The following is a 26603-nucleotide window of genomic DNA, read 5'->3' as shown; positions in this document are numbered from 1 at the left end:
CAGAGCTGGGTAGCGGGCGGCAGAGGTTCATGGAATCTCGGACCATCCCCGTTCGGAAAGAATGTCACCGTTCTCGATCGCGTGCGCCATCTGTGCGTGATCGGCTGCATTCTGGTCGGCGTAAGCTGCGGCAAAGCCCACCAGCACGTCCTCGACCACATCGCTGTTGCCCAGATAATCGACAATCGCTGCTGCGTCCCCGCCCCGGGAATGCGCGCGTGCCAACGCGTGCCCGCACGCAGCCGCGAACTGCGCCAGCTGCGGCGCCACCCCCGCACCTTTCGGGATGACCTTGCCATCTCGGAATTGACGGACGTAGAAGTCCATGTCCGAGAACGAGGTCCATCCGACGAAGATGTCAGTTGCGCTTTGGATCAGACGTTGTCCGTGCACAACCCGTGCACCGTGGTTCTCGTACCGGCTGCTGCCGAGGTACTGCTCATACACCGACGGGCCGGCCTGCTTGATCTGCAGGAACAGAGGGTCTTGCGTGCGCTGCTCCTCGAGCAACGTGAGAAACACGCGCATGCCGACGCTACCGACACCGACGACCTGCCGGACGGCGTCGACCGTGTCGTAATGGGAGAGAAGGGCTCTGAGATGGTCCGGCACCGATTCGTAGTACCTGCTCATCACCTCGCGCAGTATCGCTTCGGCCTCGTCTTGGAGGCGGTGAGTCCGATACGGCGGATCTTCGGTGATCACCCGTCTGCCGCCGACGTCCTGGGTCAACTTCCTGGACACGCCCCGACTTGTTCGTGTCTGCGCCTTGCTCTTGATCACCGCGTCCAGATCCGCCTCGGTGTCCTTCTTTGCGTAGCTGAGGAGTTGGTCGACATCGATCCGGCTGTACCAGACATCGATGTGGGGGATCTCCGAATACTTGCGGATGTGCTTGCGGTAGCTGCGGTATCCGGAACGGACGGCTTTGTGGCCGTGTGCATCCGACAGCCCGTTGTCTCTGGCGAGGATGACCAGACTGGCGAGAAATCTCTTGAGGTCCCACTCGAACGGCCCGGGAAGGGTTTCGTCGAAGTCGCGCAGATCGAAGATCAGGTTTCGCTCCGGGGACTCCCACATACCGAAGTTCAGCGCGTGCGCGTCACCGCACATCTGCACCATGATCCCGGTGTGAGGTGTCGAGGCGAGGTCGGCTGCCATCACCGCAGCGGCGCCTCGGTAGTACGTCCATGGCGAATGTCCCATACGGCCGTGACGGATCGGCAGGAGATCGGGCGCACGGATCGCGCTCTGCGCGAGGATGGTCTGCAATGGATCGTGGCCGCGCGTCACCGGATCCCAGTTCCCCAGTTCGCGTCGCGGCACGAGGTGACGGGCGTCGCGTCCGCGTCTGGGCGGATCGGGTGTGGCCGTGTCCGCCGGACTCGAATGGTTGGTTGAAAGAGTCATCTGAATCGTCTTTCTGCGGTCGGATGATCTGAATCCGCACGCCAGGTGACAATCGACCGGGAAGCAGGGGCTTTGAGCCCATCACGACCACGGAACGATGACATCTTCGGCTCCCATCGCGCGGCTGCACCCCCAGTGTGTGCACTCGGCACTCGACGTTCTTCACCCGTTACGGGTGAACACGCGCCTGCTGCACTCATAGAAGCCCGGAGTTCTGCGCGACCGTCAAGGCGTCCCACTTGTTGGACACTCCCAACTTTCGGTAGATGCCACGCAGATGCGTTTTTGCGGTGTTCACCGATATGGACAGATCGGCGGCTATGACACTGGCCGGGCGAGAGGAGGCCAGTTCGCGTAGAACGTCCAGCTCCCGCGGACTCAGGAACACACTTGGTGTGGCCTCTTCTTCCATGAGCGACCGAAGATGAACGGCGTACGACTCAGACGCACCGAACCGGCCGCGGTGGCGTATCAACAGCGACCGTATCGGCGAACGCAACAGCCAGAATGGCCGCGAGATCTGCTCAGGCTCAGCGTATTCGACTGCAGTCATCAGCGCCTGGAATGTCTGTTTGGGATCAACCGACTCGATGAGGACCGCGTGCATCAGGTGTATCCACACCATGCTGACAGGATGCGCAGAAGGCAGGCCGTCGAGTGCCGGAGCCAGCGCGGCATCGGCGGAGGCCTTTCGGCCGACGCTGAGGCGGTGCATCGCGGCAAGCACTGCGCCCTCCGCGTTCCCGGGTAGCAGGGTGCGCATATACGACGCGTACTGGTGGGCCTGAGAGTAGTTGCCGCCGGACAAGAGCAGTTGTTGTGTTTCTGCGGCAAGCAACGCGTGCAGGCTCGCCGGCAGAGGGTCACGATCAGGTGGGTGATTCGGCGTCAGACGCCCGCGGGTGCCCGCACCTGGTCCCGGATCGACGAGAAGAACCGCCATCCTGATCGCCGCCTCCGAGACGAACCCGAACGCGCTGCCGGTGAGATCGATGCATTCGCACGGGGGATGAGCGGGGAGGGGCTCGATTCTCAAGTGCTTTGTGTAATCCCTGACCAGGATTGCGATGCTGGGGGTGATCGCCCGGGTGGCGCCGATACGTACGGCCAACGCCAGACACTGCTCGACCGCAGACAGGCTGCTGGACAATCGGCCCCGTAGCAGACACAGCACGGATTTTATTCCATAACAATGCATCAGAGCGGCCGACGACCCAGACATCTGCGCTCGCCCCAGTGCTCCGATCACCTTGCGTTCGGCCGAGTCGAGTCGGCCCAGGACTATCTCGGCGACAGCGGCATGAAGGAGAATGTATGCCTGCCCGTCGGGCGAGATTTCTGACCCGGAGTGTTCGACAAGCCCTGCCAGGTGAGCGAGCTCGACTTCCACATCTGATCGTGACACCGCTTCTCCGCAGAGAACCACCTGCGTCCGGAGTGTCTCGTGTAGCAATTTCTCGGTGGCCGTTGCATCTGGATTCGTGCGGGTGCCGATCATCTTGAGCAATGCCGACGCGGCTGCGACATCCCCGTTGCCGATGTGGGCGGAGGCCGTCAACAGTCTGATCGCCTTCGTCTTTTGTATCGGCACCGGAACCGGATCAAGCATCTCGATCAATTGTCCCCCGGTGGAGATCAACACTTCGATCCCGCAACGATCGATGACGTCGAGGACGAGCTCACCGTTGTTCGCGGCTATCGCACACCGGAGGGCCTCGACGGGTTGGCCCGTATCGAGATGCCATGTGACAGCGTCTCTTTCGATTGACAGCCGAAGGTTCTCATCGAGTAGCTCGATCTCTGCCCGCAGCTGTCGTCGGATCAGAGGGTGCAGGCGGTAGGACACCACCATTCGGCACTGTGATCGATGAAGCAAGAACCCGTTGTGCGCCAACTGATCGAGGAGATGCTGCGCCTTGTTGTTCCTCGACAGCCTCACGGCCAGGTCGGCCGAGAAGGTCTCCAGGATCGAGGTCATCACGAGCAACTGCCGTGCAGGTCCACTCAGCACCGAGAGAAACTCACCCACGACGTAGTCGGTGAGCGATCTGCCGTCGCCCAGGAAGTCGGCTGAACCCACGAAGCTGGACGATGAGCGGGAGGAGGCCAAGGCCGCCAGCTGTAGCCCAGCGGCCCAGCCTTCGGTCCACTGCATCAAAGATGTCAGTTCGGACCGAGATACTTCCGCGCCCTGGTTCCGGAAGAGGTCCGCGGCCTCGGACTCACTGAAAGCCAAAGCGGTGAAATCGATTTCGGTCAGGGACAACGACAGACGGGCCCGGTACAAGGCCAATGGGGGCTCGAACCGTCCGGCGATGAAAAAGTGGACGGTATCGGGCGCCCACCGCAACAATCGGGCCAGCATCGCCAACGGGGCGGGTTCTCTGAGGAGATGTGCCTCGTCGATGACCACACACAGGCCGCTGGCGTCGAGTATCTCGCTCAAGCCGATGCTCATATCCTCACGGTCCGAGTCCACCGGCTCGGTGATCTCCGAACCCGTTATCGAGCGGGACGACTGAACAGCGGTACCGACTGCCTGCCTGAGTGCCGCGCAGAGCGCCTCGACACTGTTGTCGGCGTCGTCGATCGTCAGCCAGGCCAGCGGAGTGGCACTGTCGGTGCGCGCAGCCGCCCAGTCCGCGAGCAGTGTTGTCTTCCCGGCCCCGGCGGGACCCGTGATCAATGTCGTGCGTTGTTGCGGATCCGCCACCGAACAATCAAGAATGTCGAGCAGCCTCTGACGGTGGACGATTGATCGGTTCAGCGAAGGTATACGGGTGCGGCTCCCGTGAATACGGATGTCGCTGTGCGTTTGGGGCAACCCGTTCACCTCCCGACGGCGTGGGCACGACTGAGAACCCCGGCTGGCACGGCCCGCCCTCTAAGCGCTCATCGCTGCGCTCTTGAGTTGCTCGAACTCCGCTCGGTCGATGACCCCTTCGTCGAGTAGGCCTTTGGCAGTGGAGATCTGGTCGGCAGGCGATGTACCTGCGGCCTGCCGAATGTATTGGTCCGCCTGTTGACGGGCGGCCTCGTGTGCGGCGGCCGATCGCTTCGCCATGCCGCTACCACGTGCGATGAGGTACACGAACAACGCGATGTAGGGGATGAAGACCAGAAACAATATCCATGCTGTTTTCGCCCAACCGGACAACGACTCGTCGCGGAAGAGATCGCCCACGACGTGGAACAGGATCATCAGATAGGCAACGAAAGCAAATATGATGATGGTGTACCACATGAAGTCCCAAAAAGAATCCCACATTTCTGGCCCCGCTTCGTTTTGACGGACGTGGTGAGAGAAGGCACAACGACAAGTGTCTTTGACTCGTGGGCCCAGTTCATCACCTGTTCTGAGACCGGTGCCAGGGCACAAAGTCACATGAATCCAGGCCGAATGGCCCACTCCTCATGATTTGCAGCGCCATATCGAGTTAATTTGACTGATGACCTTCGGCCCTATCCGAGGGGGCGACTCAATTGAATGATGGGGAGCATCGCCCCCGAGGGGGCGCACCAGCCCTACACTGAACAGGCAGCTCGTGCCGGCACTCGCGAGGAGTTCAATCATCATCTCAGTGTTTTTGGCAGATGACCACGAAGTCGTTCGTCGTGGTCTGATCGAGCTGATCAACTCCGACTCCGAACTCTCCGTTGTCGGCGATGTCGGAACATGTGCCCAGGCACGAGTCCGGGTGCCGGCGCTCAGACCAGATGTCGCGGTGCTCGACGTTCGAATGCCTGACGGCAGCGGTATCGACCTCTGCAGGGAATTGCTGAGCGAACTCGACAGTCTGCGATGCCTGATTCTCACCTCGTACACCGACGACGAAGCGATGGTCGACGCGATCATGGCCGGTGCGAGCGGGTATGTGGTCAAAGACATCACCGGGATGGATCTGACCAAGGCCATCCGAGACGTGGGCTCCGGCAAGTCACTCTTGGACAATCGCGCCGCCGCAGCTCTCATGGAACGGGTTCGCAGCGGGCACGATTCCGCCGGGCGTCTCGACGGCCTCACCGAACAGGAACGCGCACTGCTGACCTTGCTGGGCGAGGGATTGACCAATCGGCAGATAGCAGAGCGAATGCATCTGGCGGAGAAGACCGTCAAGAACTACGTCTCGCGACTCCTGGCCAAACTGGGTATGGAACGTCGAACCCAAGCGGCGATCTACGCTTCCAAGCTCGCGAATGAGCGTAGGACGCGGGGCTGACTTTGCTACGGGTCCAGAGGGACCCACCACTTCAGCATCACACCCGAACCTGCTGTTCTCGGGGTGAAGATCAGATCGCCCCCGAGGTCGCGGGCTCTGTCGCGCAGGTTGATCAGACCTCCGGGGGTCACGTCGTCGCCCATCCCTACACCATCGTCGGAAACCTCGATCACAAGATTGTCGTCCAGTGAGACGATGACGGTGATGGTGTCGGGACTGGCGTAGCGCACTGCGTTGCTCACCCCTTCGCGAACGACGGCCACAGCATTGTCGGCCAGTCGCGGTTCGACCACCGACAGTGGTCCGGACATCCTCACAAACGTTCGTCCGGCGTAGTCACGGGTCTGCTGGTCAATCACCTCGTGTATTCGTTGTCGCAGACGTGTCGACTCGTGCCCATCTGGTTGTAGATCGAAGATGGTGGTGCGGATCTCCTGGATGATGTCCTGGAGATCGTTCACCGTTTCGGTCAGCCGTCGCTGAACCGTTGGCGATTGTGCCCGCTGCAGGGTGCCGTGCAGACTCATCCCTGCCGCGAAGATGCGCTGGATCACGTGATCGTGGAGAACACGAGCGATGCGTTCTCGGTCCGCCATGACCTCGAGATTCCGACTGCGTTGAACCTCGGCCGCCATCGACAGGCCCAGTGCAACCTGATCGGCGTACTTGGCCGAGCTGACCAACGTTTCTTGGGTGAACGGGGTGCTCCCTTCGGTGCGTGACAGGAGTACAACGCCGAAGATCGATTGGTCGGTGTTCAGTGGCACGACCATGGCCGGCCCACTTGCGCCGAACACGCTGACGTAGCCTTCCAGGCTTGCGCTGTGCTCGGACATTGGATCTGCAATGGCAAATGCGGGGCCGGGCAGCGACAGATCCACGGAAAATGTCTGGCCATTCGACATCGACCCGCCGTTGCCCGCGATCGCCGCGATCGCCACCTCGCTCACCGCTTCGCAGGGTTGCTCGGTGTCCAGGGGTTGCGCGACGATGACCGTATCGGCGGACGTGAGACGGACCAGGTTTCGTGCAATCGTCGACAGGACTTGTCCCACCTCGACGCCGGTCATCAGCTGTGTGAGCGCGTCACGGGTTGCTTCGGTCCACTCCAACTGACTGTGCGCTTCAGCGTGTACGCGCGCGTGGTCGATCGCGATCGCCGCAGACAGCGCGACAGTGCGGACCATGTTCTCGTCGTCTTCGGTGAAGGGCCCGCGCCCATTCTTCTCCGCCAGGTACAAACTGCCGAACACCTCGTCGCCCGCCCGGATCTGGCACCCCAGGAACGACGCCATCGGGGGGTGGTGCGGTGGAAAACCGATGAAACTGTTGTGATGGGTCAAGTTGTCGAGGCGTACCACCCCGGGCGTTTCGGCCACCAGTCCCAGCAACCCTCGCCCAATCGGTAACGCGCCGATCCTGGCCTGTGTGTCCTCGCCGATGCCTTGGTGGATGAATGCGGCGAATGTGCGGTCGGCGTTCCACACGCCGAGTGCGCCATATCTGGCGTCGGTCAGTGTGACCGCGGACGCCACTATCGACCGCAGAGTTGCTTCGAGATCGAGGTCGGCCGCCACCGTGAGGAGCGCGTCGACGAGTTCATCCGTTCGGTTTTCCGCGACAGCCACTCGCCCGATCTGTTCGGATGCCTCTGCGATCAGGGACCGGAGCCGCGAGTGGGTTCTGGTCATGAGGCCAGTCGTCGGTGACGGCGGTTTTTCGGTCGACGATTTCATCGCGAACTCCCAGGGCCGCGTGCTGCGAGATCAACAACGCGTGGGAGCAGCGTAGCGAGGTAATCAATTTTGCGACACCGATATGGACACCGTGGACGTGGTATTCAAAGAGACAACAAGCCTTTTTTTAGTTTGCCCATTCGGCATTGTTAGTGCCGGTTGCTAAAAAAGAGATGCGTTGTCGGTGCCGTCAGATCAGTGCCCGGTCCAGGAGAAGTAAGACGGGACCGCGCCCGCCCGTCGGGGCTACAGTGCGAAGATGCGCGACGCGGCAGCGGTGATCGGGGCACTGCTGACCATCAACGCGCTTGCTCACTTCCTGATCGACAACGCCACCTATCTGATAGTTCCGATGGGATCGGTCGTGGTTGTTGCGTACTTGCGGTGGCGTGGCTTCACCTGGCACGAGATGGGTTTGGCGCGTGGCCAAGTGAGCGGCGGCCTCAAGTACGCCGTACCGACGGTGATTGCCGTCGCGGTCATCGCCATCGGTGGCGCGCTTCTTCCGTTCACCCGGTCGTTCTACCTGTCCGATCGATATGACACTGTCGCGCTTGCAGTGTGGAGTGCGTTTGTCGTGATTCCTCTGCAGACCGTCATTCCGGAGGAACTGCTGTTTCGCGGCGCGCTCGACTCGTCACTGACACGGATTGCATCCCCACGCGTCACGTACGTGGTCGGCGCGATCCTTTTCGGCCTGTGGCACATCGCGTCATCCACGGGCCTCGCCGCAGGTAACGAGGGTTTGACCGAGCTGGTCGGGTCAGGACTTGCCGCGAAAATGGTCGGCATCGTCGGTGCGGTGGTCATCACTTCCTGTGCGGGCCTGGCGTTCATCTGGCTCAGACGGCGCAGCGACAGTCTGCTGGCGCCCATCTCTCTGCACTGGGCCCTCAACGGAACTGGGGCGCTCGGCGCTGCGATCGCATGGCAACTGTCGGGCTGATCTCGAGAAGCGTTCTGCGGGCGGTCGTTTAGTTGAAAGAAACACACAACGGCCGAGGAATGTGTATCAAAATGACGTTCCAGCAACGATTTTCACGGTGTCCGCCTCGAACGTTCGACTCGCTCGCGCTGGCGCGTCGAGGACATCGATAACGCCGCCGCGATGAATAGATGACGGCTACACTCTGTGGGTGCCGACCGAGGTGACAAACGGCGCGCACGGGCGCGACGTTGTCCCGACCCGGTCGCCGCTCTATCGTCGCTGGCTGCCCGACAGGTATGCCTTCGGGGGGCTGGTTATAGCCGTTGTTTTCGCGTGGCTTTCACTGACGCCTACGCTCCTGCCTCGCGGGCCATTCTTTCAGGGGCTGGTGACGGGTGGATCGGCTGCAATCGGTTACGTCATCGGATTTCTCGGATCCAAGTTGCTGCGCTACCTGGTGCAACGCGAGGCGCCTGCGAGGGTGAAGATGCATGTTCGCCGGGTGGCCTGGGTCCTCGCGATCGTCGGTACCGGAGCGGTGCTGGTCTGGTTCTCGAAGTGGCAGTCAGAATTGCGGAACCTCATGAGCGCGGAGCCTTTCCCGCGATCCGGGTACGTGCTCATGGCGGTCGTGACGATAGTGGTCTTCGTGGGTCTAGTGGCACTGGCTCGGGTGCTGCTGCGAGCTGTTCGATGGGTCGAGCGCAAGGTGAGTCGTGTGGTTCCTCGTCGGATATCCGCAGCGGTCATCGGAGTGCTGACAGTTGCACTGCTGTTCACGATCATCAACGGCATCGCTGTTCGAACGATCATGGCCGGACTCAACGACTCGTTTGCCGCTGTCAACGAAGAGACCAAGGCGGGTGATGATCCGCCGTCCTCCACCATGCGGTCAGGCGGCCCTGGTTCGTTGGTCTCGTGGGACTCATTGGGACGTCAGGGTCGCGCATTCGTCTCCAGAGGCCCGACTGTGGATGAGTTGTCGGAGTTCAATGATGGTCGTCCCGCGCTTGAGCCGATCCGGGCCTACGCCGGTCTCGCGAGCGGAGGCGACACGATCCGCGAGAACGCTCAGCTGGCCGCAGACGAACTCGAGCGTGCCGGGGGTTTTGATCGAGCTGTGGTCGGGGTGGCCACCACCACCGGTACTGGTTGGATCAACGAAAGCCTGGCTTCCACACTGGAATACATGTACAACGGGGACACAGCGATCGTCGGTTTGCAGTACTCATACCTTCCGAGTTGGCTGTCTTTCCTCGTCGACCGCGAACGCGCCGGACAGGCCGGCAAGGCCCAGTTCGACGCCGTGTACGAGAAATGGGAGAAGCTGCCGCCGGAGTCACGACCCAAACTCGTGGTGATGGGCGAGAGCCTCGGATCCTTCGGCGGAGAAAGTGCGTTCGGTGGCGTCGACGACATCGCTGCACGCACGGACGGCGTGCTGTTCACGGGTCCACCGAACGCGAATGACATCTGGACCGATGTGACCACGAACCGCGACCCGGGCTCACCCGAGTGGTTGCCGGTGTACGAACAAGGTGAGACGGTCCGGTTCGGGGCGAAAGCCCCCGTCGATCTCACCCATCCGGACACCGCGTGGGACCGACCGCGAATGATCTACCTGCAACATCCCTCCGACCCCATCGTCTGGTGGTCTCCGGAACTCATTCTGCAGAAACCGGATTGGCTCGAGGAGCATCGCGGGTACGACGTGCTCGACAGTACGAGATGGTTTCCCTTCGTGACCTTCCTGCAGGTCGCGGCGGACATGGCGGTCTCAACGAATGTTCCTGACGGGCACGGTCACAAGTACGTCGTCGACATCGCCGATGCTTGGGTCGCCATCCTTTCGCCGGAAGGATGGACCGCACAGGACACCGATCGCCTCCGTGTCGTGCTGGCGGGCAAAGGCGAGGACGGGTAGATCCGACACACGACCCCCGGGTTCTGCGCCAGCGACTCGGGTTCGGTTCAGAGGTCGATCATGCTGCCAGGGACCATTTCCGTTGCCTGCAGTCCGGCAATGGTGGCCAAGCGTACGAACTCGGCGCCTGGATCGTGAAACAGCGACGACCGAACTCTCCCCATCCCGATCGGCCACAGCGTCCCGAAGTGGATGGGCACGGCGAGCCGGGCCGACACGGCTTCCGCCGCACGCACCGCTTTCGGCGGATCCATGTGTCCCGCACCCAATGTCGGACCCCACCCGGCCACTGGGAGCAGGGCCAGATCAATGGCGGACACCCATTGGGCCATGTCGGGGTAGAAGTCGGTGTCACCGGCGAAGTAGGTGCGTTGATCGCCCTCGATTACGTACCCCAGCGCCGGGATGTTCCGAGGTCCATGGCGCCACCTCCGGCCATCATGGTCTGCCGGCACAGCAAGGATGGACAACCCGCCGATGGCCACCTGGTCGCCTGCCCGCACCTCGATCAACCGCGATCCGACCTTACGGAGTTCGGGCAGTGCGTCGGGAGCGCCCGCAGGCACCACAATCGGAACCCGCTGGGACAGCAGCCGCAACGACGGCAGATGCGTGTGATCGGCGTGCAGATGCGACAACAGGACAACATCTGGGTTGTCGACTGCGGACAGAACCGGTACCGGCCCGCGGCGACGCCGGAGATGGGCGACCCGCGCAGTCAGCAGTGGGTCGGTCAGCACCGCGGTGCCGCGGTCGACGAGCATCACGGTCGCATGCCCGAGCCACCGCAAGGTCGGGCCGCTGATTCTGCGCGGTGAGTCGTCCACGCACATTACGATCCCAGACAACAGGCCGAAGGGAATGCCATGCGCGCCACAGCCAAGCTGTTTGGTCTTCTCCTCGAGTTCCTGACGTTGTGGCTAATGTCGGCCATCGCGATCTTGTTTCTGGACGCGCTGTTCGACGGGATTGCCCTGAGCTCGGTGAACTCCGGCAACACCGTATGGGCCAAGCTGCCGTCCGCTCTGGCTGTCGGGCTAGTCTTCGGTGTACTGAACGCGGTCCTGTGGCCGGTGATCATCAGGCTGATGTCGTGGATAGGGCCTGCCGCACTCTTTCTGCTCGTCTTTCTGGTCAGCGGCGTCATCATGCTCCTCACCTTGAACATCGTCGCACTGGCTTCCGTCGAAAACATTTGGGACGCTGTCGTGACAGCTGCTCTCCTGTCTTCGTTCACCTCTGTCGTCGGCGGTGCGATCGCGTCGCGCTCGAATACCGCCTACCGGCTGATGCAGGTTCGGCGACAACGCATTCGGCGTACTCACGCGCCCGTTCACACCGAGCCGGGCTTGCTGTGCATCCAGATCGATGGGCTGGGGCACGGCGTTCTTCGGCGCGCCATCGCAGACGGGGTCACGCCTGGCCTGGCCGCGATGGTCCGCGACACTCACACACTGATGCGTTGGCACACCGATTGGAGCAGCCAGACCGGCGCGAGTCAGCTCGGCATTCTCCACGGCTCCAACCACAATGTGCCGGCGTTCCGGTGGTACGACAAGACAAATGGCAAGATCGCCGTCTTCAGCAATCCGCGAGACAACGAGGAACGCGAAGCCGAGCGAGCTGGGACACCAGGTCTGCTGGCCAAAGGTGGTGCGAGCCGCGGCAATCTGTTCACAGGCGGTGCCGACGACAACGTTCTGGTCGTGAGTCGGCTCAAAGGTGCCCGGCTCGGGGGCGGCGCAGGATATTCGTCGTACTTCAGCGACCCTTCGAGCACGCTCCGCACAGTGCTGGGGATGGTGGCCGAACTCCAGCGTGAGTATCGCCAGTCGTGGCATCAGCGCCGCACGGACATCCGTCCGCGGGTTCGGCGCGGCGGTACTTATCCGCTTGTCCGTGCGTTCGCCAACGTCCTGGCAACCGACGTGACAACCGCTGCTGTCGTCGGTGACCTCATCCGGGGGCGAGACATCATCTACCTCGATCTGATCGGCTACGACGAGGTATCGCATCACTCCGGCGTCTCACGGCCCGAGACCTTGGCGGTCCTCACCAAGATCGACAAGGTGATCCAGATGCTCGTCGCCGTCATCGCTCAGGCGGATCGGAGATATCGGGTGGTCATCTTGTCCGATCACGGGCAGAGCCAGGGAGCGACGTTTCTCCAGCGATACGGCGAGACCCTCGAGCAGGTTGTCATGCGACTGGCCGGTACCGGTGCGTCTGTTGGGACTGACGATGAGCAGCCGTCCGGCGAAGGCGCCGATTACGCAGTGGCGAGTGTCCGATCACCGAAAGAGCCCGCGCAGCAGAAAGCGGCGGACGAAGGCCTCCCGGTGGTGCTCGGATCAGGAAACCTGGGCCTGATCAGTTTCCCTGGGATAGATGGTCGCGCGACCATCGCGACCATTGAGGACAACCATCCGGAACTTCTCGGCTCCTTGCGCGCGCATCCCGGTATCGGATTCCTACTCGTAGCCCGTTCGCCCATGGAGTCGGTGGTCCTCGGCCCAAACGGATCGGTCGACGTCGAAACGGGAGTTGTCGAAGGTGCCGACCCACTCGCTCTGTTCGGTGAGGATGCACTCGACAAGATCCGCCGAACCGACAGCTTCGACAACGTTGCCGACATCATGGTGGGGGGCAACTACTGGCCCGACACCGACGAGGTCGCGGCTTTCGAGAACCAGGTGGGCTCGCACGGGGGTATGGGCGGGCCACAAAGCGAGCCGTTTCTGATGTTTCCGACCGACCTGCCCGCCCCTCCAGAGGAACTCCGTGGTGCCGAGGCAGTACATGCCGTCTTGGTGGGCTGGCGAGACCACCACTGACATGTGCGGTGTTAGCTCGAGTTCCGGTTTCTGATCGCTGAACCCATTGATGCGGAATCGCCTGCGGCCGCTGCGTCCTGACGCCGCCTGCCTTCAAACGAGTCTCGAGCGGAGTCACTCTGAAAAGGTGAAGAAAGCTCGGTTCCGTCCCCGGATACTTGGATTCCGTCCAGAGGAGGAGTGGCCGATGACGACTGTTGAGCATTCAGATCCTGCTGTCGACCGAAAATCGGTGACTTTGCGCATCATGTCGATCACGCAACGGCGTCTGCAGCCACGGTCCTACTACCTGTCGCCATCAGATCTGGAGTCGCGGCCCGCACCAAGCGCGGACGCCGATGCCGCCCAAGCGCGTTACCTCGCGCGAGAACTCGAGGGCTGGATCCGTCGACTCGAGTGGGCCGCCGACCACGAACGCCACAGGACGCGCGCCTTAGTAGTGCACCGAGAGATCGAGGAACTGAAGCGACAGATCAATGCCTTGCGCAACCGATTTCCCGGCGAGTTCGACTGACAGATGGTGCCTCGGTCATAGGTGCCGTTGCGCTTTGCCGGTCACAGATTCGAACAACACATGCTTGAAGGCCTGTCTGGAGCACTATACAAAGTGTATAGACGACTAGTATGGTATGGCGATGGCCACCACGATTGCCCCAATCTCAGATTCTGTCTACGAAGACGAGCACCAAGATTTGCGTATAAGTTTTCGCGCATTTCTCGACTCCCGTGTCGTCCCTGGCTACCTCGAGTGGGAGAAGCAAGGCATTCTGCCCCGCAGTCTGTTCAGCGAGGCGGGGACCCACGGCTTCCTCGGCATGGAGATCGCCGAGGAATACGGCGGTGGCGGAGTCGAGGACTTTCGGTTCAACGCTGTGATCGCAGAGGAAATCGCCCGTGCCGGCGTGGTCTCGTTCGGTATCAACCTCCACAACGACATCTGCATCCCGTACTTCGTGCGGTACGCCAACGACGAGCAGAAAAGGCGATGGTTGCCCGGGTTGGCATCTGGCGAACTGATCGCGGCGATCGCGATGACCGAGCCCGGAACGGGCTCGGACCTGGCCGGTATTGCGACGACTGCTGTTGCTGACGGCGATCATTTTGTCCTCAACGGGGCAAAAACGTTCATCTCGAACGGTGTGAACGCCGACGTGGTGATCGTTGCTGCGCGTTCGGACTCCGGCTCCCGACATGGAGGATTGTCGCTGTTTGTGGTCGAGCGTGATACTCCGGGGTTCGCGCGTGGTCGCAACCTCGACAAGATCGGGATGCACGGTCAGGACACTGCGGAACTCTTCTTCGACAACGCCCGCGTCCCGGCGACAAACCTGCTGGGAGAGTTGGGCGGCGGCTTCAAGGCCCTCGTATCGAATTTGGCGCAGGAACGGCTGACGATTGCGATCGCGAGCACCGCGTCGGCGGGCAGAGCAGTCGATCTGGCGATTGCTTATGTTCGCGAGCGCCAGGCATTCGGTAAACCGATCTCGTCGTTTCAGAACACCCGATTTACACTGGCCGGCGCTCGCACCGAGGTGGAGATGCTCGAAACGTTTGTCCGTAGCTGCCTGCGCGAGCACGTGCTCGGTCGGCTGACACCCGACCGAGCGGCCATGGCAAAACTCGCTGCCACCGAGATCCAAGGTCGCGTCACCGACCAGTGCCTCCAGATGTTCGGCGGTTACGGGTTCATGACCGAGTACCCGATCGCGCGCGCATTTGTCGACGCTCGTGTGCAGCGCATCTACGGCGGAACGAGTGAGATCATGCGCGAGATCATCGGAAAGGGTATGGGTCTGTGAGTTTCGATCGCGACATCTTCGAGCCCGAACACGAGGCGTTCCGCGATTCGGTGCGGGGTTTTCTCGAGAAGGAGGCCGTGCCCCACACGGCGCGCTGGGAAGCCGAGGGCCTGGTGGATCGATCTTTCTGGAAGTCGGCGGCATCGCAGGGCCTTGTCGGCTTCAGCGCGCCCGAGGCGCTGGGTGGGGGTGGATTGCGTGACTTCCGGTTCAACGCGGTCCTCAACGAGGAAGTGGTCCGGACGGGAACCGTCGGAGATGGGTTCTCGCTCACCAACGACATTGTCCTGCCCTACTACCTCGACATTGCCGACACCGAGCAGCAGCAGAGGTGGGTTCCGGGAATAGTGCAGGGCGACAGCGTCATCGCGATTGCCATGAGTGAACCGGGCACCGGATCTGACCTGCGAGCGATCAAGACCACAGCAAAGCGGGTGGGGGACGACTGGCGACTCACGGGTTCGAAGATCTTCATCACGAGCGGGATCCAGGCCGACCTGATCATCGTTGCAGCCCGGATTCCCGACGAGGACGGCGGTGGGTTCGGTCTGTTCGTGGTGGAGGCAGGCCAGGAGGGATTCGAGCGTGGGCGCAAATTGGAGAAGGTCGGCCGCAAAGCGCAGGACACCGCCGAGCTGTTCTTCAGCGATGTACACGTCAGCGGCGACAACGTTCTCGGCACGCCCGGTAAGGGGCTGCACTACATGATGAAAAACCTCGCGCAGGAGAGACTGTCGATGTCGGTGGTCGCGGTGGCCAGCGCAGAATACGCAGTCGATCTTGCGGTTGAATACGGCAAGGATCGAACGGCTTTCGGCAAACCGGTCGGAAGCTTCCAGGCCAACAAGTTCGCGTTGGCGGAGTTGTCGACGAAGGTGTCTATCGCGCGAGTATTCGTCGACCGGTGCATCAAGGCCCACAATGCGGAGAACTGTCGGCTGCGGACGCGGCAGGCGCGAAGTTCTGGACCACCGAGCTGGAGTTCGAGGCGCTCGACCGATGTCTTCAGCTGTTCGGCGGCTACGGGTACATGGACGAGTTCGAGGTGTCGCGGCGCTGGCGAGACGCCCGGGTACAACGGATCTATGGCGGCACCAACGAGATCATGCGGGAGATCGTCGGGCGGTCTCTCGGTCTCTGAGCGCTCGGACGAGTAAAGCCCCAGACACCGGAATTACCGGTTGTTCTGGGGCTTTAGCCGTCGAGGGGGTTCAGTGGTGATGCTTCACCTTCCGGTGGAGCTGTACATGTCCTCGATGACGTCCTGGTACTTGGCGGCGATGCCACGGCGCTTGAGCTTCATGGTCGGCGTCAGCTCCTCCGAATCGGGAAGCCACTCCGCGTCGAGCAGTCGATAGGTCTTGATCTGCTCGACCCGGGAGAGCTGCGAATTAGCTTGTGCAACAGCATCATCAACTGCATCTATGACGCCGGGGTCATTGAGTAGCGCTGCGAGCGAGGCGTCGGGGAGGCCGCGGTCGGTGGCGAACGTGCGGACCGAATCGGGATCGAGAACGATGAGGGCCACGTTGTAGGGCCGTCCGTCGCCGATCACACACACCTGACCGATGAGGGGCGATGCACTCTTGAGCTTGCTCTCGATGTTGACCGGCGACATGTTCTTTCCGGCCGCGTTGATGATCAGCTCCTTCTTCCGGTCAACGATGCTGACCCAGCCGTCGGGATCGATGGTGGCGATGTCACCGGTGTACAGCCATCCCTCGGCGTCAACGGCTGCAGCGGTACGCTCTGGATCTTTGCGATACCCACGCATCACGTGGGGTCCGCGCAGCAAGAGTTCGCCGTCAGCAGCGAGTTTCGCCTCCGTACCGGGTTGCGCCAGTCCGACTTTCCCGACCCGGATGTCGGACAAGATGTTCGTGAAGCCCAAAGCCCCTGTCTCAGACATACCGAACCCTTCCTGAAGGGGCAGGCCGAGGGCGAGGAAGAACTCGTGAACGGCCGGCGCGATCGGTGCGGCGCCGGTCATGAGCAGCGAGACGCGGTCCAGACCCAACTGGGCGCGCAGTGGTCCGAAGATCGCAGAATCGGCCCGTGCCGCGGCCTCCTCCAGATCAGCAGGGACCGGGTCGCGGCGTTGTTGTAGTTGCACTCGTTCGGTCGCTCCGTCGAGCGCGCCCAGCACGCCGACCCGCTGCGCGTCGGGCATTCCGTTGAACCGTGCCAGGAGAGCCGCCCTGAGCTTCTCCCATACTCGGGGTACTCCGAGGAACCACGACGGACGAGCCTGGGCGACCGCACCGAACACCGAACCGGCATCCGCCACGGTCGTGATCGGCCATCCCGTCACCGTCGCGAGGTAGTGCGAGAAGACGCGGTCGGCGGCGTGTGCCGTCGGCAGGTAGGAGATGGCCGCGCCGTCTTCATCGAAGGGGAACCGTTGGTTGCAGGTGTGCATCACGAACATCAGGTTGGCGTGGGTGAGCTCCACTCCTTTGGGAGCACCGGTGGTACCCGAGGTGTAGATCAACGTGGCCAAGTCCGACGATTGCACCGAACGCCACGTCTGTTCGAAGTCGAAGCCGGCACGTCGGCGTTGACGCACCTCGTCCAACGTGAGGATGTCAGCGGCACTCACGGGCGCCGCGGCCTCCACGGATTGTGTATCGACGACGACAACAGTCTCGAGGCCGGGAGTTTCGGTGCGGCTGATGACATCGAGGAATCGGGTCTCGGCCACCAGAACCTTGTTGTCGGCGTTGTCGAACAGATAGGTGATCTGCTCGGGAGCCGAAGTCAGATAAATCGAGAAGGGCGTGGCGCCCAGATGTTGCACGGCGGTGTCCACGAGATGGAACTCGGGGCTGTTCGACAGCATGAGGGCCACAGTGTCTCCGCGCCGTACGCCGAGGTCATATAGACCTGTCGCGATCTCCTCGACGGTGGCGGCATACTCGGCCCACGTCAGGGCTCGGTCGTCGTCGCCGAACGCAACCAGCGCAACGTGATTGCCTCGCGCAGCTGCAGTCGCCTGAAAGGCGGCGACCAAAGTGGATTCACCGACCCCGGGAGCAGCGGATGATGGTGCTGAGAAGGGTGTTTCGATGGTATCGGACATGAAGACCTCGTCTCTTGAGCGAATGAGTGGTGATCAGATCTGGTCGACATGACCGGCCGGCGCGGTAGATCTCTCCGTCGCAGGGTCTCGCCTGGTGAGCAAGAACTCCTCCAGGCGCGGCTCGCGTACGCGATTCCAGTAGTCGATGTACTTCCATGGACTGTTGGTGACGATGCGCCCCCGTTTGTTCCGGTAGTAGGTGCTCGTACCGCCGAAGTCCCAGACAGTCTGCGCGAGTGCCGCATCCAGCTCCGTGTTGTAGGCGTCGTGGACGTCTGCCCGTACCTCGACCTCGGCAACGTCGTCGTCGATCATGGTGGCCAGCAATGCCGTGATGTGTTGTACCTGCATTTCCGTGCCGGCGATCACCGTCCCGCCATGCCCGGTGTTCGTGTTCGGGCCGTACAGACAGAAGAAGTTCGGGAACCCAGGCACCGTGATTCCCAGGTATGCCCGGCCGTCTCCTTCGCCCCACACCTCTTTCAGTGTCCGACCCGCTCTGCCCCGAACTTCCAGAGATGCCAGGACATCGACGGCTTTGAAACCGGTCGCCAACACGAGAACGTCCGCGGCGTAGTCGGTTCCGTCGACAGTTCGGACCCCGCTGGATGTGACCTGTTCGATGTCGTCGGTGACGAGGTCGACGTTCTCACGGCGCAGTGTCCGGAACCAGCCGGCGTCGATGAGCAGTCGTTTGCCGTAAGGGGGATAGTCCGGGAGTGCTTTGGCCAGCAGGTCCGGGCGACCGTCGAGTTCGTGCTCGATGAATGCGGTGAGACCGGCGCGAAGGCGGTCATTGGCTTTGTTCACCGCGCGGCCGAGATGCGGGTACTCAGGGTCGACCTGCAGCAACCGCCACACCTTGTCGCCCATTCTCCAGAACAAGGCGGCGCGGTGCCAGGCCAGGTAGTAGGGAACGTGGCGATTGAGAAAATGTGTCGACTTGTCGACGTTCTTGCCCTTCAACGGATGCGGCATCGACCACTGTGGCGTGCGTTGGAACACCCTGACCTCGTCGGCGATCTCGCTGACCGCAGGGACGAACTGCATTGCGCTCGCGCCTGTCCCGATGACCGCCACCCGTTTGCCTGTGAGATCCAGGTTCGGATCCCACTCGGCGGTGTGCAGCACAGGTCCCGCAAATTCCGCCAGCCCGGAAAGATCCGGGATGCTCGGCTGATTGAGTAGTCCGACGGCACTGACCACGGCGTTGGCGGTGAGGATCTCCTCGTCCCCCGAGCCGTCAGTGGAGCGAACGGTCACGTGCCACACAAACGCATCCTCGTTGTACGTGGCGGTGCTCACCTGTGTACCGAACCTGGTGTGCGCGAGCACCCCGTGCTTTCGGGCCAAGCCGTTCCAATACGCCGATAGTTCCGCCTGCGGCGCAAAGTGACTGGACCAATCGGGCTTCGGGTCGAACGACAGGGAATAGAGGTAGCTGGGAGTGTCGACCCCGCAACCGGGGTACACGTTCTCGTGCCAGGTGCCCCCGACCGCGTCGTTCTTGTCGAGTAGGAGGTAATCGATACCGGATTGCTCTAGTCGTACTGCCATCGCCAGTCCGGAGATGCCCGCGCCGATGATGATGACGCGAAAGTCGGGATCCACGGGAGCGGTGGGGGAGGTATGACGGGCGTAGATGCCCATCTCCTCACCGAGGAGTGTGCCGTAGTCGTCCGGCAGGTGGTCGGCGAGAAGTACGCTGAGAATCCGTGACAGGCGTTCCGGGGACGGTGGAGCGCTCGGGAACTCGGTTGAATGATCGCGCCAATCACGCAGTATGGCGCTCGCGGCCAAACGAATCGATCGTCCGGTCTCGTCGTCGAATCCGCCGGACTCGTTGTTGCCCAGATCCTTCGGTGCAGACGGCAAAAAGGGGGCCTCGATCCAGCGGTCTTCGCCCGTGATGAGCGCCAGCGATCCCAGCAGGTACGGGAGGTTGGCGTCGGCGAGAGCTCGGTCGAGATCGGTATCGGTGAAATCCCTTGAAGGAACGAAACTGCCGACAGGATTGACGCTTGGTGCGGGTTGAGGTGCATCAGGGTGGTGCTGAGACATGTACAGACCATACAGTGTGTTCAGACGTGGCGTCAATCACAAACTTGGATGTTCCGAGAAGTGAAAGGGCCTGAAAGACAACGTAAAACGGTGGTCATCCGCCCCAACCCGGATGACCACCGTCGCGTGCCGAGTCGTCAACTCGTGACGATGCCCTGATCGAACAGCTGGTCGATGGACGCTGACGTGTACCCGGCGTCGGTGAGCACGCTGCGGCTGTCGGCGCCGGGCGCGCGACGGGGCGTGGGGTGGCTCGGCGGTTGCCCGTCGAACCTTGGTGCTGGTGCCGGTTGAGATACACCGTCGATGTCCACGAACGTTCCCCGAGCGGCGTTGTGCGGGTGCTCCGCAGCTTCGGCCATCGTCAGCACGGGCGCGTAGCAGGTGTTCCGGCCCTCGAACAGCACGTCCAACTCGGTCCGCGTGAACTCGCCAATCCGATCGCCGAGCAGCTGTCGAAACTCGTCCCATCGAGATTGTTCGAACTGGTTGTCCCGTACCACCTGCGGCAGTTCCAATACGTCGCAGAACTCTTGCCAGAACGCCGTTTCGATCGCGCCGATGCTGACCCACCGGCCGTCCTTGGTCTGGTAGACGTCGTAGAAGAAGGCGCCTGAGTCGAGCAGGTGTGTGCCCCGGTCCTCGCTGAAGGAATCCTCGGCTCGAAGCGAGTGGAACATCGCCATCAGGGCCGAGACGCCATCTATCATTGCCGCGTCCACCACTCGGCCGCTCCCACCGGATCTGACGGAGAGGATTCCGGCGAGCATGCCAACGGCCAACAGCATCCCACCGCCACCGAAGTCTCCGACCAGATTGAGTGGGGGCGTGGGTGGTTGGTCGCGTCGGCCGATGGCATGAAGAGCGCCGGTCAGGGCGATGTAGTTGATGTCGTGACCTGGCATCGACGCCAGCGGTCCGGTCTGTCCCCATCCGGTCATCCGTCCGTAGACGAGGTTCGGATTGATGGCCAGGCAGTCGTCGGGACCGACACCGAGGCGCTCGGCCACACCGGGCCGGAACGTCTCGATGATCCCATCGGAATCGCGGCACAACCGGCGCACGATTTCGGCGCCCTCGGGGGTTTTCAGATCCACCGCGAGGTGTCTGCGGCTGCGGAACATGATGCCGTGACCGCTGACGGCCCAGGGGTTTCCGCCGGGACGATCGACGCAGATCACCTCGGCACCGAGATCCGCAAGGAGCATGCCCGCGAAGGGGCCGGGACCGATACCGGCGAGCTCGACGATCTGGATGCCCGCGAGCGGTGGTGTGGTGGTGGTCAACGGCGTGCCACCGTCGGCATACCACCCTTGTTCGCGACGATGTCGGCGTGGACTTCGTCGGGGACCGCCACTGCTCGCGCCTTTTCGGATTCAGGGATGGCAATCGCGTCGTTGAACTGGCGCAACATGGCAAACGCCTTTTTCTCGTCGTCGCGGGGCAACAGACGACCGATGCGGTCCGTCGCGGCCAGTAGTGGTCTGATCGCGGGAAGCACTGCCCGCCACGGCGTCCGCTCGGCTTCGAGTGCCGCCATGACATCTGCCGGGATCCAGGAATGGAGCATCCCGTAGGCGAGCGACAACCGACGGTCGGTGGTCATGAATTTGGCAATCGGTCCAGGTAGAACCTCGACATCGCCGGGGGGATGCTCGACGCTGTATTTGATGACGGAATGCACGACATCGCGGCACAGCTGATCCGGCGGCTGCTCGATCAAGGTGTGTAGATCGGACTTCTTCCGTGCGTCGTCGGGATCGGTGTGCAAGATCTCCTCGGGCACTCCGATCACGTATCCGACGTAGCGACTGAGGGCGAAGATGTCTTCTATCTCGCGGTCGCTGAACCGTATTCCTGAGCTCTGCACCGCATCGATGAACTTCACGCCGAATTGCCCGGCCTGTGTCTCCATACTGTCGAGATTGTTGATGGGGATTCCCCAGTTCTCCCAGTCCCAGGCATCTGACTGATTGAGGCTGTGCCGAACTGCGGCGTGAATCATTCGAACCTTGGCGGTGAGGCGGAACCCCTCCTCGAACCGGTTCATCCCGCCTGGCGTGTACGCGGCGACCACGTACCGGAAGCTCTCGATGAGTCGGGTACCGACCTTGTCGGCATGCTTGAGTCTGCCGCTGAACAGCACGGGTCGGGTAGCGCTGTACATCGAGAAACCGCCGGCGATGGTTGCCCACGCGAGGATCGGCGGAACGACCGGCCCGGCGCGCCAGAAAGCGACAGCACCGCGATAGAGCTGGTCGTGGTCTACCCAGTCCGGGACACGCTCGAGCTGGGTGAAGAAGTCGACCATCGCGGGGCCCGGCTCGTCGACTGCGTCAATACCGTTTTCGAGCGCGACGTCGAACGTGCGCCAACTGGAGTTGCTCGACTTGTCCTTGAACTCGAGCATCGCCCGATAGGCATAGTCGTCGGCGAGTAGCGCGTGGTCGGTGAGGTTGGCGACGAAGTCATGGCCGTACATGGCTATCGCCTTGTCACGATTCGCAATTCGTCCGAGATCGATTCCCTTGGGAAGGCCGCTGGGTACATCGAGATCACCTGGGAAGGTGGCTTTCGCGGTTTCTGGTTCGGTGATTGTCATCGGGCTCTCTCTCCGCGGTCGTGGCCGCATTGTGTGATGGCCGTAACACCGATGGTAGACCTGGACTGAACACTATGTCTACACTCAATGTATGCAGCGCCAAGAGCGTCGTGCACGAGGGGTTGATCAGGCCGGTTCGAGTCGGAAGAGGTTGATGTGTCAAAGAGTTCAGGATTGGGCACCCGTGCGGAGGCGAGAAACGACCTGCACGCGGACGGTAGCTCGACAGCGGTGCTTCGGGACCTGCTCGAAGGACGATGGAGCTGTCGATCCTTTGATAGAAATCCGGTACCCAGGTCCGACATCGAAGGCATCCTGGAGATCACCCGTTGGACGCCATCGTGGTGCAACACGCAACCGTGGCACGTGCACATCACCGAGGGTTCCGCCACGGAGCGGCTACGACAGGCCATCGGTGAACGAATCCTGCGGCAGGTCAGACAGGAACCGGACATCGACTTCCCGACCTCGTACGAGGGCGTCTACAAAGAGAGGCGTCGGGAGAGCGGGTGGCAGCTGTACGAGAGTCTCGGGATCGCCAAGGGGGATCGGGCGGCATCGGGTGAGCAGATGCTGAAGAATTTCGATTTCTTCGGTGCACCGCATGTCGCGATCATCACGACGGAGAGGGCCCTCGGCCCCTATGGGGCCGTGGATTGCGGTCTGTTCGTGAGCAACTTTTTGCTGGCGGCTCACAGCATGGGAATAGCAACAGTGCCGCAGGCTGCGCTGGCAGCGCAGGCACCAACGATTCGCGATTTCTTCGACATCCCCGACGAGCGTCAGATTCTACTGGGAATCTCTTTTGGATATCCGGATCTCGTCGACCCGGTCAACTCCTATCGAACCGAACGCCAGTCTCTCGGCGAGGTGGCCACCTTCGTTCGCTGACCATTCGGCGGCTGCCAGTTTTCACATCCACACTGCGTCGTACCGGTGGTGCGTTCGCTCAGGAACGGAGATCGGAATGTCTGAACGAATGGTCGACATCCCAGGGGGATTGCAGATCAATGTGCAGAGCGTGGGGGAGGGGATTCCGGTTCTTCTCATTCACGGGTGGAGTCTCAGCTCCGAGGTCTGGGACCGTCAGATCAGGATTCTCGCGGAGTCGGGTCGCCGGGTGCTGGCCATGGACATGAGGGGACACGGTAAATCCGACGCCCCGCTTGGTGGATACGACCTCGAGCAGTTGGGCCGCGACGCCTTCGCAGTGCTCGACGCTTTCGACATCGACAGTGCCGACGTCATCGGGTGGTCTCTCGGTGGAATGGTGGCACTCCGCATGGCGTCCATTTCGCCGGGTCGGGTCAGGTCGGTCGTACTGGTTGCCTCCAACGGGGTCTCGGCGTCTCGGACCGAGAACTTTCCGTTCGGTGTGCCCTTCCACGCCCCGCTCGAACGGATCATCGCCGGCGAGAACAGCAACCGAATCGGGTTGCGTCGCAGCGCGGTCGGTGATCCCTTCAAATCGCCACCGGACCCGGCGGTACTCGACTGGCTGCACCGTATCTCGCTGCAGACCCCGAGTTGGGCGGGTATTGCTGCCATGCGGACCCTGCTGTGCACGGATCAGGTACATGTGCTCGACGGTATGGAGACAACGGTGAGTCAGATCGTGGGCCTTGCTGACCCGGCTCTGTCGGTACGCGGAGCGCGATGGCTCAGTGCCCAGTTGGGCAGTCGGTTGACCGAATTGGATTGTGGCCACTACCCGATGCTGGAAAAGCCTGATGAATTCGACGAAGCGCTTCTCCTCGCACTACGGGCCCAGGTGCCTACAGGGTGAAGGTGGACATGATGTTCAGACATGCCATAAGGTAAGCCGATGACCGAGGAGGCCTTCAGTAGGCAGCGGCCTCGAGAGTTCGATGGCACATCGCCCGCTGAACGCGCGGTGTTCGAGGCAACAGCTGCACTGCTGAGCGAGACGTCGCTGCAGGAGCTGACCGTTGCGCAGATCCTTGAACTCGGTGGTCTGTCTCGCGCGAACTTCTACCATTATTTTGCCAACAAGCACCAGGTACTGGTTGCCATGTTGGCACGTCTGTTCGATGAGGGTTATGCGCAGAATCCGCCCTGGGAGAGTTCACCGGGGCGGGGACGGGCGCGCACCATGGGGGCGAGTCTCGATCACACATTGCGCCTGTGGTCGCGGCACGGCGCGGTGATCTGTGCCGTCGTTGAGCACATGCACGGCGAGCCTGCGGTGGCACGAGCGTGGCAACCCACCTATCGACGGTTCCACGCAGCAGTTGCCGAGCAGATCGAACACGAGAGACGTACTGGTCGTGCGCCTGACGGACCACCGGCGGACATGGTGGCCGCAATGTTGATCTGCGGAGTCGAACGCGCCCTCTATGTGAGCTCCCGTGGACTGGACCTGCAACTGCCGACACCAGAAAGCGTTGTCGACTCACTCGTTGCGCTCAACGAAGTCGCGATCTATGGCGGACGTCAAGACAAGATCGGCCCCATGGTCGAGCCAGTTCAACCGCAGCTTGAGGGCGCAGATGCCTCAGATGAAGTCCGGGCCGACGAGAGGGCGGTCCGCGAACATTCAGAGACCGCCCAAAGCATCTTGAACGCGATGCGGGACTTACTGCTGACGTACACGCTCGCTGAACTGAGCGTTGCGAAGATCATCGATCACGCATCGGTGTCACGGGCGTCGTTCTATTTCTACTTCCGTAGCCGAGATGATGCCTTCGCGGCCCTCTTCTCGGTGGCCGCTGAAAACATGGTGGTCAAGATGGCCGAGATCGCCGGCGACGACCGATCCGCGAGCGACAGCCCAGGTCGGACTGCGCAGGCCTTCAAGCACTGGCTCGATCTGGATGAGATGACCACCACAGTGATCCGAAATGCTGTGCACGAGTGGCCCCGCCGTCTCGAGCTACGGACCATCTATTTGTCAGCGGTCGCGACTTTGGCCAGGCATCTGGAGACGATCATCGTCGCGGCACGAACGCGCGGCGACGCGATTTCATGGCCGCCGGCGCCGCAGTACGCCGCGACGTTGATCTGGATGATCGAACGCACTGTGGCGGGCTCGTTGGCCGACGAAGAACACCTGCGGGACTTTGCGGGTGTGAAAAAATGCTCGCACAATTTCTTTCGGATGCGATCCATGGTCGTCGGTGACGTGTTCACAGGCCGGTGAACGTGGGTCGTCGCCGGTTCGAAAAGGCGTCGACGCCCTCACGGAAGTCCATCGAATCGACCAGTCGACTTTGTGCGCCGACCTCGTACTCGAACACCGCGTCGAGTTGGGGTAACAGAGCGGTGTTCAGCCCCTCTTTGATCGCGGCGAAAGCGCGAGTGGGGCCCTGCGAAAGCTTTTCGGCGAGCAGTGTGACCGAGTCTTCGAGGCGATCGTCATCCACGACCTCGTCGACCATCGCCCACTCTTTCGCGGTCTCGGCATCAATCGACTCGGCTGTGAACGCCATTCGCGACGCCCGCCCGAATCCGACGCGTGCTCCGAGTAGCAACGATGCACCGGCATCAAGAGTCAGCCCTACTTTCGCGAAGGCCATCGTAAAGGTTGCCGATCGTCCACAGATGACCTGATCACACGCCAGTGCCAACGAACACCCGACGCCGACAGCCGGACCGTTCACTGCGGCGACCACCGGCTTCGGCATCGAGCGTAAAGCCCGGACAATGGGGTTATAGCGCATCCGTAACTCATATTCTGTTCGTGGTCCGAGCACGCTGGTTGGGCTGACACCTTCGAGATCGATGTCGGCACCGGCGGAGAATGCTCGGCCGACGCCGCCCAATACGACACATCGGGCGTTCGGGTCGGCTGCGGCGATGTCGACGGCGGAACGTAATTCATCTTGCAGGGCGGCGTCAAATGCGTTGAGCGCCTTGTCTCTTTTCATCCTCAGCCACATCACGTGGCCGGCTCTACGAATGTCGAGGACGTCGGTCTGCGAAGAGATTTCCCAATCAGTCATGGCCTCACAGTAGATGGCCCTAGTCTGTATGAACAGAATGTCTTTAGG

At 61.9% G+C, this 26603-nt stretch carries 19 protein-coding genes and 1 pseudogene; 10 read left to right on the top strand and 10 right to left on the bottom strand.

Going from position 1 to position 26603, the window contains the following annotated elements; genetic code table 11:
• Positions 1-27 precede the first annotated feature (27 nt).
• The 3 genes from W823_RS49740 to W823_RS49730 all read right to left on the bottom strand — a co-directional run bounded on the left by W823_RS49740 (position 28) and on the right by W823_RS49730 (position 4678).
• Positions 28-1410: a DUF2252 domain-containing protein gene (locus W823_RS49740; RefSeq protein ID WP_023960902.1), complete on the bottom strand. Its 1383-nt coding sequence runs from the start codon at positions 1408-1410 to the stop codon at positions 28-30.
• A gap of 196 nt (positions 1411-1606) precedes the next feature.
• A complete protein-coding gene (locus W823_RS49735) occupies positions 1607-4243 on the bottom strand; it encodes a LuxR C-terminal-related transcriptional regulator (RefSeq protein ID WP_081729857.1) in 2637 nt (878 codons plus the stop codon).
• Between the two features lie 51 nt (positions 4244-4294).
• Complete coding sequence (locus tag W823_RS49730) at positions 4295-4678, bottom strand: SHOCT domain-containing protein (RefSeq protein ID WP_023960897.1); 384 nt, start codon at positions 4676-4678, stop codon at positions 4295-4297.
• Positions 4679-4982: 304 nt separating this feature from the next.
• Here W823_RS49730 and W823_RS49725 point away from each other — a divergent pair, with 304 nt between their 5' ends.
• Positions 4983-5630, top strand: a complete 648-nt coding sequence (locus W823_RS49725; RefSeq protein WP_031332930.1) for a response regulator transcription factor — start codon at positions 4983-4985, stop codon at positions 5628-5630.
• Positions 5631-5635: 5 nt separating this feature from the next.
• Here the strand turns inward: W823_RS49725 and W823_RS49720 are convergent, their stop codons facing one another.
• Positions 5636-7321: a GAF domain-containing protein gene (locus W823_RS49720; protein ID WP_038254021.1), complete on the bottom strand. Its 1686-nt coding sequence runs from the start codon at positions 7319-7321 to the stop codon at positions 5636-5638.
• 304 nt (positions 7322-7625) lie between these two features.
• Between W823_RS49720 and W823_RS49715 the strand changes: the two genes are divergently transcribed.
• Positions 7626-8312: a CPBP family intramembrane glutamic endopeptidase gene (locus W823_RS49715; protein ID WP_023960891.1), complete on the top strand. Its 687-nt coding sequence runs from the start codon at positions 7626-7628 to the stop codon at positions 8310-8312.
• A gap of 190 nt (positions 8313-8502) precedes the next feature.
• A complete protein-coding gene (locus tag W823_RS49710) occupies positions 8503-10218 on the top strand; it encodes an alpha/beta-hydrolase family protein (protein ID WP_023960889.1) in 1716 nt (571 codons plus the stop codon).
• A 47-nt stretch (positions 10219-10265) separates the two neighbouring features.
• On the opposite strand, the gene W823_RS49705 is transcribed toward W823_RS49710, so the two are convergent.
• Entirely contained in the window at positions 10266-11045 is a 780-nt protein-coding gene (locus W823_RS49705; RefSeq protein ID WP_255326280.1) for an MBL fold metallo-hydrolase, read from the bottom strand.
• A gap of 39 nt (positions 11046-11084) precedes the next feature.
• On the opposite strand from W823_RS49705, the gene W823_RS49700 reads away from it, so the two are divergent.
• From W823_RS49700 to W823_RS49685, 4 genes and pseudogenes are all read left to right on the top strand, one after another.
• The gene (locus tag W823_RS49700; protein WP_023960885.1) at positions 11085-13052 is read left to right on the top strand and encodes a phage holin family protein; all 1968 of its coding nucleotides are present in this window, start codon (positions 11085-11087) and stop codon (positions 13050-13052) included.
• A 187-nt stretch (positions 13053-13239) separates the two neighbouring features.
• Entirely contained in the window at positions 13240-13566 is a 327-nt protein-coding gene (locus tag W823_RS49695; RefSeq protein WP_023960883.1) for a hypothetical protein, read from the top strand.
• Positions 13567-13708: 142 nt separating this feature from the next.
• Positions 13709-14851: an acyl-CoA dehydrogenase family protein gene (locus W823_RS49690; RefSeq protein ID WP_369792653.1), complete on the top strand. Its 1143-nt coding sequence runs from the start codon at positions 13709-13711 to the stop codon at positions 14849-14851.
• Positions 14848-15992: pseudogene (locus tag W823_RS49685) on the top strand (acyl-CoA dehydrogenase family protein). Before W823_RS49690 ends, W823_RS49685 begins: the two are co-directional and overlap by 4 nt.
• An 84-nt stretch (positions 15993-16076) precedes the next feature.
• Here the strand turns inward: W823_RS49685 and W823_RS49680 are convergent.
• The 4 genes from W823_RS49680 to W823_RS49665 all read right to left on the bottom strand — a co-directional run bounded on the left by W823_RS49680 (position 16077) and on the right by W823_RS49665 (position 22593).
• Entirely contained in the window at positions 16077-17930 is a 1854-nt protein-coding gene (locus W823_RS49680; RefSeq protein WP_023960879.1) for a long-chain fatty acid--CoA ligase, read from the bottom strand.
• Between the two features lie 33 nt (positions 17931-17963).
• Entirely contained in the window at positions 17964-19991 is a 2028-nt protein-coding gene (locus W823_RS49675; protein WP_023960878.1) for an NAD(P)/FAD-dependent oxidoreductase, read from the bottom strand.
• 137 nt (positions 19992-20128) lie between these two features.
• A complete protein-coding gene (locus tag W823_RS49670) occupies positions 20129-21277 on the bottom strand; it encodes a CaiB/BaiF CoA-transferase family protein (RefSeq protein WP_023960876.1) in 1149 nt (382 codons plus the stop codon).
• Positions 21274-22593, bottom strand: a complete 1320-nt coding sequence (locus tag W823_RS49665; RefSeq protein ID WP_023960874.1) for an oxygenase MpaB family protein — start codon at positions 22591-22593, stop codon at positions 21274-21276. The genes W823_RS49670 and W823_RS49665 overlap by 4 nt, the downstream gene beginning before the upstream one ends.
• A 156-nt stretch (positions 22594-22749) precedes the next feature.
• Between W823_RS49665 and W823_RS49660 the strand changes: the two genes are divergently transcribed.
• The 3 genes from W823_RS49660 (at position 22750) to W823_RS49650 (ending at position 25753) form a co-directional block, all read left to right on the top strand.
• A complete protein-coding gene (locus W823_RS49660) occupies positions 22750-23484 on the top strand; it encodes a nitroreductase (protein ID WP_023960872.1) in 735 nt (244 codons plus the stop codon).
• Positions 23485-23560: 76 nt separating this feature from the next.
• Complete coding sequence (locus W823_RS49655) at positions 23561-24379, top strand: alpha/beta fold hydrolase (RefSeq protein WP_023960870.1); 819 nt, start codon at positions 23561-23563, stop codon at positions 24377-24379.
• A 39-nt stretch (positions 24380-24418) separates the two neighbouring features.
• The gene (locus tag W823_RS49650) at positions 24419-25753 is read left to right on the top strand and encodes a TetR/AcrR family transcriptional regulator (protein WP_235189615.1); all 1335 of its coding nucleotides are present in this window, start codon (positions 24419-24421) and stop codon (positions 25751-25753) included.
• Here W823_RS49650 and W823_RS49645 read toward each other — a convergent pair.
• Positions 25740-26555, bottom strand: coding sequence for an enoyl-CoA hydratase/isomerase family protein (locus W823_RS49645; RefSeq protein WP_023960868.1), 816 nt, complete (start codon positions 26553-26555; stop codon positions 25740-25742). The two genes, W823_RS49650 and W823_RS49645, sit on opposite strands and share 14 nt — an antisense overlap.
• Positions 26556-26603: the final 48 nt, after the last annotated feature.

It is taken from the genome of Williamsia sp. D3, from assembly GCF_000506245.1.
Lineage (GTDB): Bacteria > Actinomycetota > Actinomycetes > Mycobacteriales > Mycobacteriaceae > Williamsia > Williamsia muralis.
Note: the sequence above shows the minus strand (reverse complement) of the source record. Positions and strands in the feature narration are given on the sequence as shown.

Excerpts from the sequence above, each read along its gene's own strand:
- W823_RS49740 (WP_023960902.1), bottom strand. The coding sequence starts at position 1,410 with ATGACTCTTTCAACCAACCATTCGAGTCCGGCGGACACGGCCACACCC.
- W823_RS49730 (WP_023960897.1), bottom strand. The coding sequence starts at position 4,678 with ATGTGGGATTCTTTTTGGGACTTCATGTGGTACACCATCATCATATTT.
- W823_RS49720 (WP_038254021.1), bottom strand. The coding sequence starts at position 7,321 with ATGACCAGAACCCACTCGCGGCTCCGGTCCCTGATCGCAGAGGCATCC.
- W823_RS49715 (WP_023960891.1), top strand. The coding sequence starts at position 7,626 with ATGCGCGACGCGGCAGCGGTGATCGGGGCACTGCTGACCATCAACGCG.
- W823_RS49700 (WP_023960885.1), top strand. The coding sequence starts at position 11,085 with ATGCGCGCCACAGCCAAGCTGTTTGGTCTTCTCCTCGAGTTCCTGACG.
- W823_RS49695 (WP_023960883.1), top strand. The coding sequence starts at position 13,240 with ATGACGACTGTTGAGCATTCAGATCCTGCTGTCGACCGAAAATCGGTG.
- W823_RS49680 (WP_023960879.1), bottom strand. The coding sequence starts at position 17,930 with ATGTCCGATACCATCGAAACACCCTTCTCAGCACCATCATCCGCTGCT.
- W823_RS49675 (WP_023960878.1), bottom strand. The coding sequence starts at position 19,991 with ATGTCTCAGCACCACCCTGATGCACCTCAACCCGCACCAAGCGTCAAT.
- W823_RS49665 (WP_023960874.1), bottom strand. The coding sequence starts at position 22,593 with ATGACAATCACCGAACCAGAAACCGCGAAAGCCACCTTCCCAGGTGAT.
- W823_RS49655 (WP_023960870.1), top strand. The coding sequence starts at position 23,561 with ATGTCTGAACGAATGGTCGACATCCCAGGGGGATTGCAGATCAATGTG.
- W823_RS49650 (WP_235189615.1), top strand. The coding sequence starts at position 24,419 with ATGACCGAGGAGGCCTTCAGTAGGCAGCGGCCTCGAGAGTTCGATGGC.
- W823_RS49645 (WP_023960868.1), bottom strand. The coding sequence starts at position 26,555 with ATGACTGATTGGGAAATCTCTTCGCAGACCGACGTCCTCGACATTCGT.